At 47.9% G+C, this 18,406-nt stretch carries 13 protein-coding genes and 1 pseudogene; 1 reads left to right on the top strand and 13 read right to left on the bottom strand.

Translation table 11 applies throughout. The features are described 5' to 3' along the window. Positions 1 to 101 precede the first annotated feature (101 nt). A complete protein-coding gene (locus LBPC_RS05320; RefSeq protein ID WP_016377110.1) occupies positions 102 to 2,006 on the bottom strand; it encodes a M13 family metallopeptidase in 1,905 nt (634 codons plus the stop codon). Between the two features lie 168 nt (positions 2,007 to 2,174). Between LBPC_RS05320 and LBPC_RS05315 the strand changes: the two genes are divergently transcribed. After that, on the top strand, positions 2,175 to 3,050 hold the full coding sequence (locus tag LBPC_RS05315; protein ID WP_003658440.1) for a PPK2 family polyphosphate kinase: 876 nt from the start codon (positions 2,175 to 2,177) through the stop codon (positions 3,048 to 3,050). A gap of 79 nt (positions 3,051 to 3,129) precedes the next feature. Here the strand turns inward: LBPC_RS05315 and LBPC_RS05310 are convergent, their stop codons facing one another. The 12 genes and pseudogenes from LBPC_RS05310 to pcrA all read right to left on the bottom strand — a co-directional run bounded on the left by LBPC_RS05310 (position 3,130) and on the right by pcrA (position 18,400). Continuing rightward, a complete protein-coding gene (locus LBPC_RS05310; RefSeq protein WP_003661241.1) occupies positions 3,130 to 3,966 on the bottom strand; it encodes a Cof-type HAD-IIB family hydrolase in 837 nt (278 codons plus the stop codon). 28 nt (positions 3,967 to 3,994) lie between these two features. After that, positions 3,995 to 5,185 (bottom strand): MFS transporter, encoded by a 1,191-nt coding sequence (locus LBPC_RS05305; protein WP_275451468.1) that lies wholly within the window; start codon positions 5,183 to 5,185, stop codon positions 3,995 to 3,997. Next, the gene (locus tag LBPC_RS05300; RefSeq protein WP_041091378.1) at positions 5,163 to 6,179 is read right to left on the bottom strand and encodes an IS30 family transposase; all 1,017 of its coding nucleotides are present in this window, start codon (positions 6,177 to 6,179) and stop codon (positions 5,163 to 5,165) included. The genes LBPC_RS05305 and LBPC_RS05300 overlap by 23 nt, the downstream gene beginning before the upstream one ends. 87 nt (positions 6,180 to 6,266) lie before the next feature. Beyond that, positions 6,267 to 6,398, bottom strand: a pseudogene (locus LBPC_RS17500) (MFS transporter); the annotation flags it as partial. 593 nt (positions 6,399 to 6,991) lie between these two features. Continuing rightward, entirely contained in the window at positions 6,992 to 8,365 is a 1,374-nt protein-coding gene (rlmD, locus tag LBPC_RS05295) for a 23S rRNA (uracil(1939)-C(5))-methyltransferase RlmD (RefSeq protein ID WP_003661244.1), read from the bottom strand. Beyond that, entirely contained in the window at positions 8,358 to 9,392 is a 1,035-nt protein-coding gene (locus LBPC_RS05290; protein WP_003564476.1) for a diacylglycerol kinase, read from the bottom strand. Before LBPC_RS05290 ends, rlmD begins: the two co-directional genes overlap by 8 nt. Positions 9,393 to 9,664: 272 nt before the next feature. Next, a complete protein-coding gene (gene gatB / locus LBPC_RS05285) occupies positions 9,665 to 11,095 on the bottom strand; it encodes an Asp-tRNA(Asn)/Glu-tRNA(Gln) amidotransferase subunit GatB (RefSeq protein ID WP_003578560.1) in 1,431 nt (476 codons plus the stop codon). Position 11,096: 1 nt separating this feature from the next. Then, positions 11,097 to 12,551: an Asp-tRNA(Asn)/Glu-tRNA(Gln) amidotransferase subunit GatA gene (gene gatA, locus LBPC_RS05280; protein WP_003569751.1), complete on the bottom strand. Its 1,455-nt coding sequence runs from the start codon at positions 12,549 to 12,551 to the stop codon at positions 11,097 to 11,099. A 3-nt stretch (positions 12,552 to 12,554) separates the two neighbouring features. Next, entirely contained in the window at positions 12,555 to 12,851 is a 297-nt protein-coding gene (gene gatC / locus LBPC_RS05275; RefSeq protein WP_003564470.1) for an Asp-tRNA(Asn)/Glu-tRNA(Gln) amidotransferase subunit GatC, read from the bottom strand. Positions 12,852 to 12,902: 51 nt separating this feature from the next. Then, positions 12,903 to 14,054: a CamS family sex pheromone protein gene (locus tag LBPC_RS05270; protein WP_003661245.1), complete on the bottom strand. Its 1,152-nt coding sequence runs from the start codon at positions 14,052 to 14,054 to the stop codon at positions 12,903 to 12,905. A gap of 9 nt (positions 14,055 to 14,063) precedes the next feature. Further along, positions 14,064 to 16,088: an NAD-dependent DNA ligase LigA gene (ligA, locus tag LBPC_RS05265; protein ID WP_003661248.1), complete on the bottom strand. Its 2,025-nt coding sequence runs from the start codon at positions 16,086 to 16,088 to the stop codon at positions 14,064 to 14,066. 56 nt (positions 16,089 to 16,144) lie between these two features. After that, the gene (gene pcrA, locus LBPC_RS05260; protein ID WP_003661249.1) at positions 16,145 to 18,400 is read right to left on the bottom strand and encodes a DNA helicase PcrA; all 2,256 of its coding nucleotides are present in this window, start codon (positions 18,398 to 18,400) and stop codon (positions 16,145 to 16,147) included. Between the last annotated feature and the right edge of the window lie 6 nt (positions 18,401 to 18,406).

Raw genomic sequence — 18,406 nt, 5'->3', positions numbered from 1 at the left:
TTAAAGACAACTAATAACTGACACACAGCGTTATGAGGCGATTTCAGGGACAAGATAGGCCTACTAATATCTGTTTCATTTAAAACAAATGTGTTTAAATGCTACCGACGCCAAATCGTGACGCGCTTTGCGGGCAGTCGATACATACCATCGGTCGGCTGTACATCGAAAGCTTGATACCACGCCTCAAAGTTTTGCACAGGGACATTAACCCGCAAGGTCGCCGGGGCATGGACATCTTGCCGCAACACCGTTTTAGCGCGCTCTGGCCGCATTTTGGTCGCCCAGGAACGAGTATAGGCAATAAAGAAGTCTTGCAGCACTTTCGGGTCAGCCGAATCCCCTAACAAGTCCAACGCCACCGCCATGCCGGCATTATCGGCGATGTTTTCGCTAACCGTCAGTCGGCCATTCACTTTGACGCCTTCATACAATAAACCGTCAAACTGATCCGCAATAGCTGTCACTAACTTGTCGAAGGCTTGTTTGTCCTCAACCGTCCACCAATTATTTAACGTGCCGTACTCATCATACAAGGCGCCATTATTATCGAACGAATGTGAAATCTCGTGACCGATGGTAGCACCGGTACCGCCAAGATTTTGCGCTCGGGTCCAGTTCAGTGAGTAGTATGGCGGCTGTAAAATTCCGGCTGGGAAGGTGATGTCATTTTTCATCGGATCGTAGCAGGCATTCACAAGGTGCCCCGGCATCCCCCAAACATTGCGATCCACTGGCTGACCCACCTGCTGAAGCCAAAAGTCTTGCGTCTGCTGGCTCAATTGCAAAATGGTCGGCAGTAAATCAGCCTCTGGCTCGACATGCAGGGTCGCGTAAAGCGGGAAAAGTTGATCTGGATAACCCATTTTAATTTTCATAGTCGCTAATTTGCGGATAGCCTTCTGCTTGGTCGCTGGGCTTAACCAAGTATTGTGTTCAAGTTGAACCTGATATTGTTGCAAAATTTCCTTGACCATCGCGGTAATATCCGCTTTCGCATCCGCGCCAAAATAAGTCTGGCCATAGTACTGACCAATTGCATCATCAAAATAGTCGTTGGCAACTCCAAAAGCATGCTTTTCCCAAGCTTCGGGCTCAGGCTGTCCAGCCAAAAAACGGTCATATTGACCAGCAAGTTGGCGGCTATCATCGCTTAAATAATCAGCACAAGCCAATAGTTCGCTAATCAGCATCCATGCTTGCCATTCTGGATAGTTTGCTTCGGTGATTAATGTCGACAGATGCGGCAGATAAGCAGGCACCACGGCGTTGACCTTCGTCGGTGTCTGCGGCATTTTAGCAGCCAAAGCTTCGGGAATGCCTAAGAAACCAGCATCTTCTACAAATTCAGTCCAGGTTAGCGGATTGTCAAAGGTGCTATCAACGGCAAAATCGACATTTGCCGGAATGAACGCAGCCAATCGGCGATCAAAGCTTTTAGCCGCCGCCACATAGTGCGCTTGTGCTGTCTGGTCAAAACCGGCCTCACCCAAAAGCGTCGCGACCATTTTCGACCATGCAGCTAAATCTGCCGCATTCTCTGCATCATCGGTTTGATACATGGCAGCGTCAGGTAAAATCGTGGCCGGACCACCAAGATTCAAAATATTGTGAGCCGCATCGTGCATATCAGCATCAACGTACGGGCTTACTGGCAACACATATTGCTCCGCTAGTAGTTTTGGCAGTGCTGCACGAAACTGGGCCAGCGTTTTAAGCCCAGCAATTTTATCCAGCCGTGCACGAACCGGTGTCATGCCGAGTTGGTTGCGTCGAACTTTATCATTAGCCTTAGCAAATAGTCGTGCGGCATTTTGCAGTGGTGAATCGGCGGCTTGTGGTGCCGCGTTTATTTTCTTCAAATCGGCTACCAACTTGATTCGAATGCTATCAGTTAGATCACTGTCAGCACTCACGACGCTTTTGTCAGGCGGGATCACCGTGGTCTGCTGCCAAGTCCCGTTGACCGCCATATATAAATCATCTTGAATACGTGGTAATGACATCAAAATTCCTCCTTTTAAGCGCATTCGTCGAACCAAAATCCGATGCTGCTCCTGCGGTTTTTAAATGCGATAATGCAAGCATAGTTTGACTAAGCAAGCGCGTCAATTGCTTGCACAATGTCCTTGAAACTTCTATCTTAAAAGCAATAAGACAGAGAGGGTGATGAGATGGCATTAGAACAATATCGGTTTGACGGTAAAGGCAAGTTTGATATGAAAGGCTTCACGACCACACCGCCAGATAGTTTTAAAAATAAAAAAGATCAAATTAAAGCAGATATTGAGAATAACATCAAAACATTATCAAAAGTGCAGCAACATTTAGCCGCGCAAAAACAGTACAGTGTTTTGATCATTTTCCAAGGCATGGATGCTGCCGGAAAAGACAGTATGATCGAGCATGTGATGTCTGGGGTTAATCCACAAGGCACTTCTGTTGTCTCGTTCAAAGTGCCGACTGAGCTGGAGCTAGATCATGATTTTTTGTGGCGAATTCACAAGGCCTTCCCCGCTGGCGGCGAATTAACAGTTTTCAACCGCTCGCAATATGAGGAAGTCCTCGTTGACCGCGTCCATCCCGAATTGTTACTCAAGGAAAACCTGCCTAGTATCGACAGTGTTCAGGACGTTTCCGATAGTCTTTGGGCTGAACGGTTCAATGATATTAAAGCTTTGGAAGCTTACGCACGGCGCAACGGGATTTTAATTTTGAAATTTTTCCTGCACCTTTCCAAGGCGGAACAAAAGAATCGATTCCTTAAGCGTATCGAGGTTCCGGAAAAGAATTGGAAGTTTTCACTGGCTGATATTAAGGAACGCCGCTACTGGGATGATTATCAAAAAGCCTATCAAGAGGCTATTCAGAACACGGCAACTAAAGCCAATCCTTGGTTCATCATTCCATCTGACGATAAATGGTATTCACGGCTGATTGTTTCGCAGATTATCAATCAAGAAGTCACCGCTTTGCCGCTAAAATATCCGGAGATTTCCGATGCTCAAAAGCAGCAGCTTGAACATGCTGTTGAGGCTTTGAAAGACTAAATAGATTCGTTTAAAACTATTTTATACAGAATAAAAAGACGCCTCGACAAAATTGAATCCTGTCAAGGCGCCTTTTTGATTATGCTTTGGCCATCGCATATTTTCTGATGGCGACTGCTGCACCATCATGATCGTTGTCAGGGACAACAGTTTTAATTGCATCTAATACCACAGGCAACCCATTGGCCAAGGTCACCCCAAGTGCAGCAGTTTTTAACATTGGCAAATCATTTTCACCATCGCCCAACGCCATCGTCTCAGTCATGGGGATGGCAAACAAGTCACTGAGTTGGCGAAGAGCGGCTTCTTTTGACACGCCTTGCCGCACAATTTCTAGATAGGTTCGTTTCGAACGGCTAGCGACCAATTGCCACTCTGGATGGGCAAGAATGATGGCTTCCGCGCGATCAACCACAGCAGGCTCACCCATGCACAGCATTTTATGCACTGGCAATCCTTCCGCCAGCATTTGTTCCATAGGCGCAGTTTCTGCGCCAAAGCCTGTGATTGCGGCTTCTTGTTGGACCCACGCATCCACCACGTTCACATACCAATGCGCGCCACTGAAAATATTCAGACTGAGTGCCAGTTTAGCTAACGCTTCGTATGCTTGGCTACCAATGCCAGCGGCCCAAGGCGTTGCGGACAGGATTTTTAAATCGCCATGTTGCGGTTTGCAAATGACGGCGCCGTTGAGACTGGCAAGTGGCACGTCGAGACCCATCTGATGTGCCAAAGCGGTCATGGCCAAAGGCGGCCGCGCAGAAGCCAGCACAAAGGTTCCGCCAGCAGCCGCGTATTCCTTGATGGCCGTTTTAACTTCATCGGTCAACTGGTGATTTGAATTCAGCAGCGTCCCGTCAATGTCACTTAAAATCAGTCGATAACGCAAATCAAAAGCCCCTCTCTTTTTCATAATCCCCTCGAACGATTCTTTTCAGCCTTCACGACTGCTGGTGGGTAACTGGGTGCAATGGATCGTTCAGGGCCGGAATACTCTGGCGAACACTGAAGGCAAAACCCAAAGCCGCCAACAAAATTAAGCCTGTGGCACCGACAAACAACAACTGATAGCTGCCGGTGCCCTCAATCACCATTGCTCCTAACAACGGACCCAATGCGCGACCAGCTGAAGCAAATCCTTGAATCAATCCCTGATAACGCCCTTGCTGTGCCAATGGCGTAAACAAGGTGACATAAGTCGAGACTGCTGGTAAGGCCAAGACTTCACCCATGGTTAAAACAATCATCGCCACGATGAACGTTATATACTGTCCTGAACCGTTCAACAAAAGCAAAAATGATCCGGCAAACAAGACAAATCCGCCAATCAAACGCAAGCGTATGTGTTGTAATAACCAGCGATCAAAAGCCGTCAAAATTGGCTGGAATAGCACAATCAGTAAGGCATTAATCGTCCACAAGAAACTATAATCCTTAATCGTCAAACCTTCGCCTAACATGAAAGCAGAAATATTACTCTGCCATTGCTCATACATTAGCCAGGTCACAAATAAGGTCACCATCAACATGACTAACCGCGGCTTGGCTGGGTTGCGCTCGCTGCTAACAGTTTGCGTGGTCGCAGTCGCAATCGCCACTTTATCAATTCGATAATGCAACAAAGCAACCACTAAAAATAAGGCAAATAAGCCAGTTGCCAAAGCGAAAACAACGCCAATACCATAAGGCAGCACAAATCCGACAATTAAAGTGCCGATAACCAACCCTAGATTCGATGTAAAGTAGAGAATATTGAACACGACACTCGGTCGTTTATTCTGAATCCGAGTCGCATAGGAATTAATCGCCGTCGTTGTGATACCGCTGCCAAGACCGGACACAACTAGCAGCAGTGGATAAGCCGGCCATCCATGGAAGAAAATCAGCATACCGGTCGCAAAAAGATTCAGGCCAATACCAGCAAGAACTGTCCCATATGGCTGCCAATGATCAAATAACCACCCACCGAAACTGTTACCGATCACCATAAACATGGAATTAGCAAAAAGAACAATCCCTGCAACCGTTAGTGGTTCACCTAAATATTCATCCTCAATTTTCAAGGCAAGTGCAACGATGATAACGAATTCTTGATAGTGGTCTAGGCTGTTACGCCATGCATCGGTAGTAATCGCATGGGCGAAGATAGTTCAGAATACGTCTGGGACGATGGTTCAGTGCGGATTGGACTGCTTGAATTTCAACCAGGGTAACTGCTCTGAGAGACTTCCCTTTCGGGAAGAATTCCCTAAGCAGTCCATTGGCGTTCTCGTTTGTGCCACGCTCCCAAGGCGAGTACGGATGTGCGAAGTAAATCTGGGTTCCAACAATCTCTGATAACTTGGCAAACTCGGAACCATTGTCAAAAGTGATACTCTCAAATTCCTTGGCCCCGTAGTCGTCGATCGTGTCCTGCAAGGCTTTAAGGCAGGTGCCCGCATGATAGTCAGGAATCTTGACGATGATCTCAGTCCGGCTGTACCGTTCTGTGAGCGTCATTAATGCTGGCTCATCAGCTAAGCGAATACCCTTGACCAAGTCGCCTTCCCAATGTCCCACGCCTGTGCGGTCATTCACGGCCGCAGGACGCAACTCGATTGAGTCGCCGTATATCTTCTTATTCTTGCGCTTGTGGGCGTTCTTATAGCCTTTGATGCGGCGTCGGAGCTTCTTGGGAAGTGTCATGTTGTCTAGCTCAAGCAGCCCGGCGTCGATGTAGCGATACACAGTTGTCGTTGAAGGGCAAGCCTTGCCCTGGTCGCGATAGAAGTGTACGAAGCTATCAACGCTGTGTACGCGCGGCTTACGAGTAAGCTCCCTGGAGAGAGCCTTGAAGAACGCACGGCCGGTCTTAAGAAAGGCGTAGTGACCGGTTCTATCGCGTTTACGGTCGTGCATGGCTTGGGCAGTTTCCGCAAGATAGACTTGACGCGAGTGACGCTTCGAGTCGAGCTGAGTTACAGATCCACGCGTGATTTCTCGTGAGATTGTCGCTTTACTGCGATGAAGCTTCTGTGCAATCACGGTCGCGGTGTCACCAGCAGCCTGAAGGGCCTGAATTGTAGCACGGTCGCTAAAACTGAGTTGTTGGTAATGCTTGTGAGTGTTAGTCTGAGAGTGGGTCATGAAGATTCCTGCTTTCTTGTTTAGCTAGCACTAACAAGAATAGGTCTTCATGGCCTTTATGGTCTAGTCGTCAGGGTGTTGCACTTGAATTGTAAACTGGGGACCTAAATATTCATGCATATAAATCGTTGTTAACGGCCAGATCAGGCTGATCCCGGTATTCGTAATCAACGAACCCAGAAATAACCATTTCATTGCTAAAGTCTTTTGCTGCACCATACTCCCCCATTTCTTGTCACTGCTACTGATCATAAGGGAAATGGCCCTATTATAGCAACTTGAATGAGCAAATATTTAGGGTGTTATCATGATTTGCCCAAAATAAAAGCCTAGTGTAAAAGTTCGAGCTGGTTCCGCGGCAATTCAGGGGTGCCGACTGCGAAGCTTGAGTGGTGGACACAACTGCAAACTCACAAAGAATCAAGATCTTGTCGTTCAGTCAGTGCTTGTGCCAAATACGAGCCTCAATCAACAATAAGATCGACATGCTGATCGTGTTCTAAAATAGAATCATGAGAGCTGGCGGAGCGGCGATGGGCTCAGTGGTGAGATTGGTCTTAGTGGAGTGGTTTTCTCCGCTTAGACCAAGGCCGAGCTTCAAGACCGCGGGCTTTGCGGGCTTGAAGTCGTGCCCACCACGTTCCAGCCCAATCGCCGCGGAGCCAGCTCGGACTAAGGCGAAATCTCAACTGAAATAGAACTGATACTGAATCAACAGATATTCATACCTGCTACAGTCAAAAAGAGGCACCCGCAGCAATCAATTGATGTGCGGGTGCCTCTTTGAGTTGCGCCATGATAGTTGTGCAGTCTTACTTCGCCAACGTCAACGCCGTAATACTCTCAATATGCTGCGTCTGCGGGAACATGTCCACTGGCTGGGTTTCCTTTGCTGTGTAGCCAAAGGCGGCTAGCAGCTGCAAATCCCGCGCCAAAGTCGCGGGGTTGCAGGACACATAGACGATCTTTGGCGGCTTCATATAACCGACAGCGTCGATGAAACTTTTATCCAGTCCTTTGCGCGGCGGATCGACCATGAGCACATCCACTGGCAGTTCGTTGTCTTTCCAGCGTTGGATGACCTCCTCCGCCTTGCCGACTTCAAAGGTGACATTATCGATGTGATTGCGCACCGCGTTTGCCCGTGCATCGCGCACAGCAGGTTCAACCACTTCGACGCCGTAAACATGTTTGGCATGACGTGCCATCGTCAAGGAAATCGTCCCGATACCTGAATAAGCATCGATCACATTTTCCTTACCAGTCAGACCAGCAGCCTCAATGGCCTTTTTGTAAAGCACCTCAGTCTGAACCGGATTAACCTGATAAAAACTGACTGGCGAGATCTGGAATTCACTGCCTAGCAACTTATCCAGCAAATAGTCCTCGCCGTAAATGGTTCGTGACTTGCGGCCTAGAATGACGTTGGTTCGTTTGTCATTCAAGTTCACAACCACACTCGTTACTTCTGGTAATGCTAAGGTGATCTCTTCGACAATATCTTTGAGATGCGGCACTTGCCAAGTTTGTGACACCAAGACAATCATCATCTGCTTCGTATAATGGCCCCGGCGCACCATGATGTTACGAATAACGCCTTTATTAGCGCGTTCATCATAAGCTGGCACATGGTATTTTCGTAAAAGATCACGCACCACCACAATGGCTTGGTCAATTTTCGGATCTTGAATCAGAAAGTCTTCAATTGGTACGAGGTCGTGGCTGTGTTTTTTATAAAAGCCAGTTTGCAGTTCGCCATTCACGGTACGAACCGGTACTTGCGCCTTGTTGCGATAGCCTAAAGGATTCGTCATCCCGATGGTCGGCAGCACCGCAATATCAAGATGCGCTTTTTTATAAAGTTCTTGAATTTGTTTCTGCTTAAATTGCAATTGTGCCGGATATGCCAAGATCGACAGTGGCGCAATCCCCGTACGGATATAAGTGCTATCTGCACCGGGAACACGATCCGGTGAGTCGCTCAATCGTTTGACAACTTTGGCAAAGCCATATTGCTTCTGCGTTTTGAGGACATGCACCTGCATTTTTTCGCCAGGCAGGGCATCTTCAATGAAAAGCGGAAAGCCGTCAACCTTGGCAACGCCCATCCCTTCATAAGTGAGATCTTGAATGGTAACTTCCAGATCTTGGTTCTTGGTTACAGCTGGTTGGGCCAAATTAGTCATCCTTTTCGTCTTGTGAGCCGATCTGTCCATCACCATCAATATCTTGATGAGAAATGGATTCGACTTCGGCCATGTAGTCCTTCTGCTTCTGCGCGTCCGTACCAAGATTCTTGGTCGGGATCTCGTCTAGATTAGCATACATGGCAATATGTTGCTTCAAATTAATAAACGTCATCGGCGCATCGCCGCCGTATTCACCATCAAGGTTAATTTTCAACGGATCGTCTCCGCCGGCCTTCACCCGCAACTTTTTAGTCTTTGTATAGATAATATTGGGATCATCCACGTGGCGACCACCATTGAAGACAAGCGCCATTAGCTTCAGCAAATTCGCCATGTTCGCTGTTTTAACAATAATTAAGGAGAACTTGCCATCACCAAGTGCAGCATCCGGCACGATCTGCTCAAAACCGCCCACAGAATTGGTAAGGCCGAGGAAAAACATGCTGGCGGGTCCATCATAAACCCCGCCATCATATTCCAGCTTCATCGGCACCGTCCGCACCGCTGGTAACATCTCGGCGCCTTTAATCACATAGGCAAAATAGCCAAAAATAGATTTAACTTCAGACGGCACAGAATAAGTGAGTTCGCTCAACAAACCACCAGCCGCGATGTTCATAAAATAATGATGATTGGCTTGGCCAATATCCATCGCAAGGGTTTGGCCTTTGAGAATCACTTGGGCCGCCTCAACCGGATCATCCCGCGAAATCCGCAAAGCACGCGCGTAGTCATTGGTCGTCCCTGCTGGAATAATCGCCATTTTGGGGCGTTTTTTAGCTGGTGCGATCCCATTAACCACTTCATTAATCGTACCATCGCCACCAGCAGCGACAATTAAGTCGAAACCCGCTTCAGTGGCACGCTTTGCTTCTTCACGTGCAGAAAAAGGCTTCGGGGTTGTTTGAAAGGTTGAACTTTCATATCCTGCCTGTTCCATGATATCCAAAATGTCGGGGACGAAGCGCTTTAAACCTTCGTTGCCGGATGTAGGGTTGTATATCAAACGCGCCCGTTTTCTCATCGGTCAATGCTCCTTAAACGTTTTAACAATACTGGACTGCAGGCCCGTTGCTGGCGGAAACAGTCTTTCTCATAATCGTGAATCGTCAATGTCTTGCTCAAAAGCTTCATTCATGAGCAACTTTTGAGCCTATTCTTCTTGGTACTTCCCATCTGCTGCCACAATAGCAAGACTAGCAATTTGCGCAATAGCCTCGGCATGTAAACAACAAAGAACATTGTCTACATGTCGAGGCTATTATCCGAACTGAATTGCTAGATAGTCAGTATCACTTATCGTTGCTTAATCTCAGCCATCAAAATCTGGTTGACCACTTTAGGGTTTGCCTGACCATGTGTTTGTTTCATGATCTGACCAACTAGGAAGCCAATTGCCCGGTCCTTACCAGCTTTGAAGTCATCGATACTTTGCTGGTTATTATCGAGAATTTCGTCAATAATCGGGGTCAATTTAGCCGGATCGGAAAGTTGGATCAGACCTTTTTCATGGACCCACTTATCCGGATCAGTATCATGTTGAATGATTTCCTTAAAGACCTTTTTGGCCATTTTACTGGAAATCGTGCCATCACCAATAAGCTTGATCATGCCTGCCAAATGCGCTGGCGTCAAGGCAACTTGCCCCAGTTCAACGTGTTGGGCATTCAAGAAACCGGAAACCTCACCCATCAGCCAGTTAGACGCTTGCTTGGCATCAGCGCCTTGCGCCACAGTTGCTTCGAAGAAATCTGACATTTCCTTCGTCTGCGTCAAGACACCGGCATCATAAGCTGGGATTCCCCAGTCTTCGATGTAACGCTGCCGCCGCTCTGCTGGCGGTTGCGGTAACGAGGCCTGAATGTCGTCAATCCATTTCTGGGAAACAGCCACTGGTGGCAGGTCTGGTTCAGGGAAGTAACGATAATCATCGGCGCCTTCCTTAACCCGCATCAGAAGCGTTTCTTTAGCATCTGGATCCCAGCGCCGGGTTTCCTGACGCACTTCACCGCCACTCAAAAGTACAGCCTGCTGCCGTTTTTCTTCAAATGCGAGGCCATCGCGAACATGCACGAAGGAGTTCAGGTTCTTGATTTCGGTCTTGGTACCAAAATGTTCCTGTCCAATTGGTCGCACTGACAAATTGGTATCAACCCGCATAGAGCCTTCTTCCATCTTAACGTCCGAAGCCCCTGTGAACTGAACGATTTGGCGCAAGGTTTCCAGATAAGCATAAGCTTCTTCTGGACTGGTGATATCCGGTTTGGAAACAATTTCGACCAGCGGTGTGCCTTGACGGTTCAAATCAACATAGGAATAACCATCGTCTTCGTGCTGGTTCTTCCCGGCATCTTCTTCAACATGCAGTTCTGCGATACCAATCTTCTTCTTCTTACCGTCAACTTCAATTTCCACCCAGCCATTGGTGCCCAAAGGCTTCTCACTTTGGGTGATTTGATAAGCTTTAGGGTTGTCAGGATAGAAATAGTTTTTCCGATCAAAATGAGTCAAACGCGTGATGTCAGCATGCAATGCCAGCCCCACCATGATGCCAAGTTGATAGGCTCCGCGATTGATGCTCGGCAAAACGCCTGGGAATCCCCAGTCAATCACGTTTGTCTGGGTGTTGGGTTCCTGACCATAAGTGACAGGTGATGGTGAGAACATTTTCGATTTGGTTTTCAACTCAACGTGGACTTCAAGCCCGATTGTTGTTTCAAAGTTCATCTTACTTGCCCCCCGGGATCTGTGCTAAGTAGTCGTTTTGTGCTTCAAAAGCCGCAGCAACTTGGAAGATCGTGCTTTCGTCAAAATGTTTGCCGATCAGCTGTAAGCCGACTGGCATGCCATCAACGAAACCAGCTGGCACGGATGCCGCCGGTAAGCCGGCAAGATTGACCGGAATTGTCAAAATGTCGTTCATGTACATGGTAACTGGATCGGTGACTTTTTCGCCAATTTTGAACGCAACGGTTGGGGTTGTCGGTCCAATAATCAGATCATAATCTTTGAAGACATCTTCAAAGTCACGGGTAATCAAAGTTCGAACCTGCCCTGCCTTTTTGAAGTATGCATCATAAAAACCGGCTGACAAACTGAAGGTGCCCAGCATGATACGTCGCTTGACTTCTGGGCCAAAACCTTCGGATCGAGAACGAACATAAACATCCTCAATATTTTTGACATCCTTGGCGCGGAAACCATAACGAATGCCATCAAAGCGCTGCAGATTGGAGCTGGCTTCGGAGCTGGCGATGATGTAGTAAGATGGCACCGCATATTGCGTATGTGGCAGTGACACTTCTGTCACCGTCGCGCCCATGTCTTCGAACTGCTTGGCAGCTGCTTTAATCTTGTCCGCAACCGCTGGGTCAACCCCTTTGCCTAAGTATTCCTTTGGCAAAGCGATCTTCATCCCCTTGATATCCTGACCGATTTTGGCGGTAAAGTCCGGTACGGGTGTGTCCGCTGTGGTGCTATCACGTTCATCATGACCAGCAATCACATTCAGCAACTGCGCAGCGTCTTTAACATGTCGAGTCAGCGTTCCGATCTGATCAAGGCTGGAACTAAAGGCAATCAAACCCCAGCGAGAAACGCGGCCGTATGTCGGTTTGACCCCGACGATGCCGTTAAAAGCAGCAGGCTGACGAATGGAACCGCCTGTATCACTGCCCAGTGCGGCAATCACTTCACCAGCTGCGACAGCTGCCGCGGAGCCGCCTGACGACCCACCGGGAACGCGCGTGTGATCCCAAGCATTTTTAGTCGTTTTAAAAGCGGAGTTTTCTGTTGACGAGCCCATTGCGAATTCGTCCATGTTGGTTTTACCAACATTGATCGCACCGGCTGCATCAAGCTTTTGCATAACGGTCGCATCATAAATCGGATTGAAGTTGGCAAGCATCTTGGACGCTGCCGTCGTGACAACGCCTTTGGTGACAATGTTGTCTTTGATAGCAATTGGCACACCGGCTAGTGGTTGATCGTCAGCAATACCGGCTGCATCTACTGCAGCAGCCTTTTCCTTGGCGCCATCAGCATTCAGCGCTAAGAAGGCATCTACTTCAGCATCCAACTGGTTGATGCCGGCCAATGTCTCGTCAACCAATTGACTGCTGGTCACCTTGCCGGAGCGTAACTGCTCATGCAATTGATCGATACTGGTTTTAAAGTAATCCACGCGCTAGTCCTCCTCTTTATCGATGATCGCTGGAACTTGGATCAAAGTGCCCTTCTTGGTTGGCACATTTTTCAACAAGTCCGCTACCGGTTCGCCTGGCTTAGCGACATCCGCTCGCATCACATTTTCCAGATGAATACTCTGAGTAGTTACCGGCACATCTTGCGTCGGAACACTTTCTAGTTGTTCAACCATATCGAGAATCTCGGAGAGCTGGCTGGTGTATTTCTCCAGTTCCGTTTCAGAAAATTGCAACTTGGCCAATCCTGCCACATGCGCAACACTGTCTTTAGAAATCATGCTATCCCCGCTTTCAGTTTCATTATCATTCGTAGTTTACCATAGATTCGGCTAATAACTCCCGAATACATGGGTATAAAAGCCTTTGTCGCCAGAACTTCGCGATACAAAGGCCTGCATGCCTTGCGTGCTCTGAATCGTGATCTCAATCGGCACGCCAGAAGGTAAATACTTGCTAGCCGCCGTTGAAATATATTGCGTAAAGCTCTGAATTTCGGTCAACCCATAAAACTGTGTGTTAACCGTAATGTTAATGCCGGCTAGATTACCACCTTCATAATGAGCCTGTGCCGTAATCCCAGCTAAAGTCGGGAAGAAGCCCTTCACTTGGTTCGTAAAATTCGAAAAGTCATTGGCCACGGTACTGTTAATCGCCTTATGATCGCTCACCACTGGCAGCACTTCATTCTGTTGATCAAGCTTCTTCCAATCGCCTAAATTGGTGCCGGTTTTACTGGTTGTCTGCTCGGTATAAACACCGCCAACGAGGCTATCTTGTTCAGCATTCTTGTAGATACCGACAATGATCGGAATATTATTCGGCACTTTACTCATGGCGCGTAAACGAGCGACGACCTTGGCAGCGATTGCTTCACCTTGTTTCTTGATCGCCTCATCGGAAATTTCGGTTTGATACTGGGCACCGTATTCCGTCTTTGTATAGTAATCAACCTTATTCATCCCAAGCGCAATTGCGATTCCGCCCAGCTTCATACTATTACCGTCTTGCACCATAAAATCCTGCTCTAAAATCTGCTGCAAATAAATCGGATTGCGGGTATCAGGATCAGTTTTGCCATTATCAACCGGATTAAGTCCGTCTTTGTTGTCCTTGGCTTCACGTTTCAGCCAACTTTTAGCGGTTGCCGTACTTAACAACTGACCTTCTTCAAAACTATATTTGTCAGTTGGAAACTGTGCTTTGGCTAGGTTTTCGAGACCACTTTCCATACTTTTAATATTGAAGTTGTTCTCGCCTTGATCATTCTGCTGCAGCGTCAAACCACGGGCGCTGCTCGTCTGATAACGTCCGTTTTTGATAACGCCTTGATACATACTATTATCAACCGTGCCGGTGGTTTGGTAACTACCGGTTTTTGTGCCACTAGTACTGCTGCTGCCACTGTCAAAATTCAACTTGCCACAGGCTGCTAACAACACCGCAGCCCCAGCCAGCAAAGTTAACGTTAAAAATTTCTTCATTGATGTTCCTCAATCCTTCAAATTCGCCAGCAATTCCGTCTCATTCATGATTGGGACATTCAAGCTTTGTGCCTTTGCCAACTTACTGCCAGCCGCGTCGCCAGCGATCAGGAGGTCCGTTTTCTTTGAAACTGAACCTGTGACCTTGGCTCCTAATCCTTCTAGCTGCTTCGTGAGTGCTGGCCGCGAAAACTCGGCAAACTTACCGGTAATCACAACGGTTTTACCTGCAACAAAACTATCTTTGACCACTGGTTTGGTCGGTCCGGTGTAACGCAGGTTAACATCAGCTTCGCGCAACTGAGTGATCAACTTTTGAACCGTTGCGGCTTTAAAATACGTCACGATCGCTTCCGCAATGGTCGGCCCGATGTTTGGCACATCTGCGATCGCCTCTTGACTGGCGGTCATCAGATGATCCAAATCGCCGAAATGTTCGGCCAGAATTCGGGCGGCTTTACCGCCAACGTGCCGAATGCCCAACCCAAAGATTAAGCGTTCTACCGAGTTTTGCCGACTGTTGTTGATCGCACTTAACAAATTATTAATTGATTTTTCTTTAAACTTATCTAATTTCGCCAGATCCGCAGCTGTGAGGTGATACAAATCAGCGACATCTTTTACCAGATGTTTGGCCTGCAACTGTGCCACAATCTTCGGGCCTAAGCCATCGATATTCATCGCGTTGCGAGACGCAAAATGGGTGAGCTGCTCTTGGACCTGTGCCGGACACATCGGGTTGATGCAACGCAAAGCTACTTCATCGTCGAGATGGACCAGTTTTTGGCCACATGACGGGCAGGCCTCTGGAATCGGCGCCGGTGGCGTATCCGCTGGACGTTTAGCAACCAGTACCCGCGAAACTTCAGGAATAATGTCGCCTGCTTTGTGCAACATGACGGTGTCGCCGATGCGAATATCTTTATCACGAATCATATCCGCGTTGTGCAACGTGGCCCGTGCCACTGTGGTTCCAGCAAGCTGAACCGGGTCCATCACGGCAGTCGGCGTGACCACACCGGTTCGACCAACTGTCCAGACAATGTCATGAATGACGGTCTCTGCTTCTTCAGGTGGGAATTTGTAGGCAATTTCCCAGCGTGGCACTTTAACGGTGTTACCTAGTTGCGCTTGCAGCGCCAAATCGTTCACTTTCAAAACGATCCCATCAATTCCATAAGGCAACGCATCACGGTCGGTGGTGTACTTCTTAATGTAGGTGTCAATCGCCTGCATGTCACCAGCCACTTCTGAACTTGGATTTGTTGTAAATCCAAGTGCCTGCATAAACGCAATCGCCTCATGCTGCGTGGTCACGTTAAACTGCTCTGGTTCAATTAACGTATAAATGAAGGTATCCAGCTCTCGAGCAGCGGTGACTTTGGCATCTAACTGTCGGAGTGATCCAGCTGCCGCGTTACGTGGATTGGCAAAAGGCGTGCCGCCCTCAGTTTCCTGCCGCGCATTCAGCTTGGCAAACGCCGCCTTAGGCATATAACATTCACCCCGTACCTCGAGTGAAAGTGGCTGCTTTAACTGCTTGGGAACTGACGCAATGGTCAACACATTTCTGGTCACATCTTCACCGACATTACCATCACCACGTGTTGAGCCTTGAACGAGTTTGCCGTTTTCATAAATCAGAGATAAAGCCAACCCGTCGATTTTCAACTCAACATTGTAATCCACCGGATGGCCGACATTGCTTTGCATGCGAGCATCCCATTCACTCAGCTCTTCGAACGAAAAAACATCGCCCATCGACAACATCGGAATTGGGTGTTGCACCTTGGCAAAGTCCGAATTAATGACATCGCCGACTTCTTGAGTTGGCGAATCAGGCGTGACTAGCTTGGGATAAGCCGCCTCGAGTGCCTGTAAATCGCGATAATGATCGTCATAGACGTTATCGGTCACAGTTGGCGCATCTTTGGTGTAATACTCAAGACGCCATTGATTCAGTTGCTTCCGAAGCTTTTCGACTTCCGCCTGAGCTTCTTCAAGTGTGAATTGTGCAGCTGGTTTTGCTAACACAGCGAGCCTCCTCTAAAAATATGCATCCCGACATTTCTGAGTCAAACTGCGAACGCTTATGATGCCACTTTGACAATCGGAGCAAAGGCAGCTAGCAGTCGTTTGATGCCGTTGTCTTTAAAAGCAATATCGAGTTCTTGATCATCGCCGGTACCGGTGACTTTCACCACGGTACCAGTCCCCCACTTGCGATGCTTCACCTTGTCGCCAGCTTCCCAACTGGTTTTGCCTGCACCTGTTGTTGGCGCGGCTTGCACAGTAACGGGTGTTGCTGTTTTTTGATCAGCGTGCCGGCTATACGGGGAGCTGAATGCGCGGTCAGTACGATTAATAAATGGAATGTCACTTTTTGGCTGGGTAGTGCCAATGACTTCCAACAAGTCAGGATTAATTTCTTCAATGAAACGGCTAGCAGGATTGTTTTGCCGTTGACCATACAGCATCCGGCCATAGGCATTGGACAGATACAGCTTCTGTTTGGCGCGGGTAATGCCGACATAAGCTAAGCGCCGTTCCTCTTCGAGCTCGCTTTCATCCATGGAAGCCCGACTCAATGGAAAGAGTCCTTCTTCCATCCCCACTAAAAAGACAACCGGAAATTCCAGTCCTTTAGCAGCGTGCAAGGTCATCAAGGTAACTTCTTGTGCATCTTCTTCAACGTCATCCTGATCCGATAACAGCGCCAATTCAGCCAGAAAATCAACGAAAATGTCGCTGTCTTCATTTTCCGGCTGATACCGGGAATCGAATCCTTGGGTCACCGAAAGCAATTCTTCTAAGTTTTCGATGCGGGTATCGGCTTCCAGATTGTGGGCCGCTCGCAGTGTTGATAAATAGCCACTATCCTCAAGAATTGCCTGCATCATCTCGGTCACGTTTAGATCTTTTCGCCGTGTACCCAGCTGCTGGATCATTTTACCGAACTTAGCTAACTGTCCGCGAGCTTTACCAGCAATCGGACTGAGTTCAGCATTCGCCGCTGCTTCCAGCAAGGACCAGTCATGCTCATTGGCAATGGCCTCTAACTTTTCAACGCTTGTGTTGCCAATACCGCGTTTTGGTTCATTGACAATTCGATTAAAACTCATATCGTCTTCCGGATTGACCACTAACCGGAAATACGCTAGCGCATCGCGAATTTCCTTGCGATCATAGAACTTATGCCCGCCAACCATTTTATATGGAATATTGGACTTCACAAACGCTTCTTCAATCGCCCGCGACTGGGCATTGGTTCGGTACAGAATCGCAAAATCACTATATTTGCGATGATTATCAGCGATCTCTGCTTCAATTCGGCGAATGACAAAAATAGCTTCATCAGTTTCGCTTTGAGCGCGGTAATAGGTAATCTTGTCGCCTTCGCGATTTTCCGTCCATAACGTTTTGGCTTGGCGATTCTGGTTGTTCTGAATCACATCATTGGCCGCACTCAAAATAGTTTTAGTTGACCGATAATTCTGCTCAAGCAAAACGACTTGCGCCTTTGGATAGTCTTTTTTGAAATCCAAAATATTCTGCATATTGGCACCACGCCAGCCATAAATACTCTGGTCGGCATCACCAACCACACATAAATTATGGTAGCCTTCTGCCAACATATGCACGAGCTGGTATTGTGCTTCGTTAGTGTCCTGATATTCGTCAACATGAATGTAGCGGAACTTACGCTGGTAGAATGCCAGTGTTTCTTTGTCTTTTTCAAAAAGCACGATGGTCTGCATGATGAGATCATCAAAGTCCAATGCCTGATCACTGCGCAGACGCTTTTGATATTCCGCATAAACCTGCGCCACAACTTTGGTGAAAGGACTGTTAGCCTGCTCATTGGCATAAGTTTGTGGATCCACGAGTTCATTTTTAGCGCTCGAAATAGCACCTAAAATGGATTTAGGATCGTAGCGCTTTGGATCAAGATTGAAATCAGCCAAAATATGCTTCACTAGCGTCAGTTGCTCAGCAGGATCAGCAATCGTAAAGGCACGGTTATAGCCCAGCTTGTCAATGTCGCGTCGTAAAATTCGGACACAGAGCGCATGGAACGTTGATACCCAAATATCGCGCGCAATCTCAGCATCAACCAACTTGCCGACCCGCTCGCGCATCTCACGGGCGGCCTTATTTGTAAACGTGATGGCAAGGATGTTCCATGGATTGACGTGCTTTTCTTCAACTAAATAAGCAATCCGATGAGTCAATACCCGTGTCTTGCCTGAACCGGCACCAGCCATAATCAGCACTGGCCCTTCAGTCGCCAACACCGCCTCAGATTGCTTATCATTCATACCCTTTAATGCGGCATCCATTACCATTTAACG

It is taken from the genome of Lacticaseibacillus paracasei subsp. paracasei (assembly GCF_000829035.1).
In the GTDB taxonomy this organism is placed as follows: Bacteria; Bacillota; Bacilli; order Lactobacillales; family Lactobacillaceae; genus Lacticaseibacillus; species Lacticaseibacillus paracasei.
Note: the sequence above shows the minus strand (reverse complement) of the source record. Positions and strands in the feature narration are given on the sequence as shown.

What these genes read in the sequence shown, in the direction of transcription:
- LBPC_RS05320 (WP_016377110.1), bottom strand. Translation starts at nt 2,006, where the DNA reads ATGTCATTACCACGTATTCAAGATGATTTATATATGGCGGTCAACGGG.
- LBPC_RS05315 (WP_003658440.1), top strand. Translation starts at nt 2,175, where the DNA reads ATGGCATTAGAACAATATCGGTTTGACGGTAAAGGCAAGTTTGATATG.
- LBPC_RS05310 (WP_003661241.1), bottom strand. Translation starts at nt 3,966, where the DNA reads ATGAAAAAGAGAGGGGCTTTTGATTTGCGTTATCGACTGATTTTAAGT.
- LBPC_RS05300 (WP_041091378.1), bottom strand. Translation starts at nt 6,179, where the DNA reads ATGACCCACTCTCAGACTAACACTCACAAGCATTACCAACAACTCAGT.
- rlmD (WP_003661244.1), bottom strand. Translation starts at nt 8,365, where the DNA reads ATGACTAATTTGGCCCAACCAGCTGTAACCAAGAACCAAGATCTGGAA.
- LBPC_RS05290 (WP_003564476.1), bottom strand. Translation starts at nt 9,392, where the DNA reads ATGAGAAAACGGGCGCGTTTGATATACAACCCTACATCCGGCAACGAA.
- gatB (WP_003578560.1), bottom strand. Translation starts at nt 11,095, where the DNA reads ATGAACTTTGAAACAACAATCGGGCTTGAAGTCCACGTTGAGTTGAAA.
- gatC (WP_003564470.1), bottom strand. Translation starts at nt 12,851, where the DNA reads ATGATTTCTAAAGACAGTGTTGCGCATGTGGCAGGATTGGCCAAGTTG.
- LBPC_RS05270 (WP_003661245.1), bottom strand. Translation starts at nt 14,054, where the DNA reads ATGAAGAAATTTTTAACGTTAACTTTGCTGGCTGGGGCTGCGGTGTTG.
- pcrA (WP_003661249.1), bottom strand. Translation starts at nt 18,400, where the DNA reads ATGGTAATGGATGCCGCATTAAAGGGTATGAATGATAAGCAATCTGAG.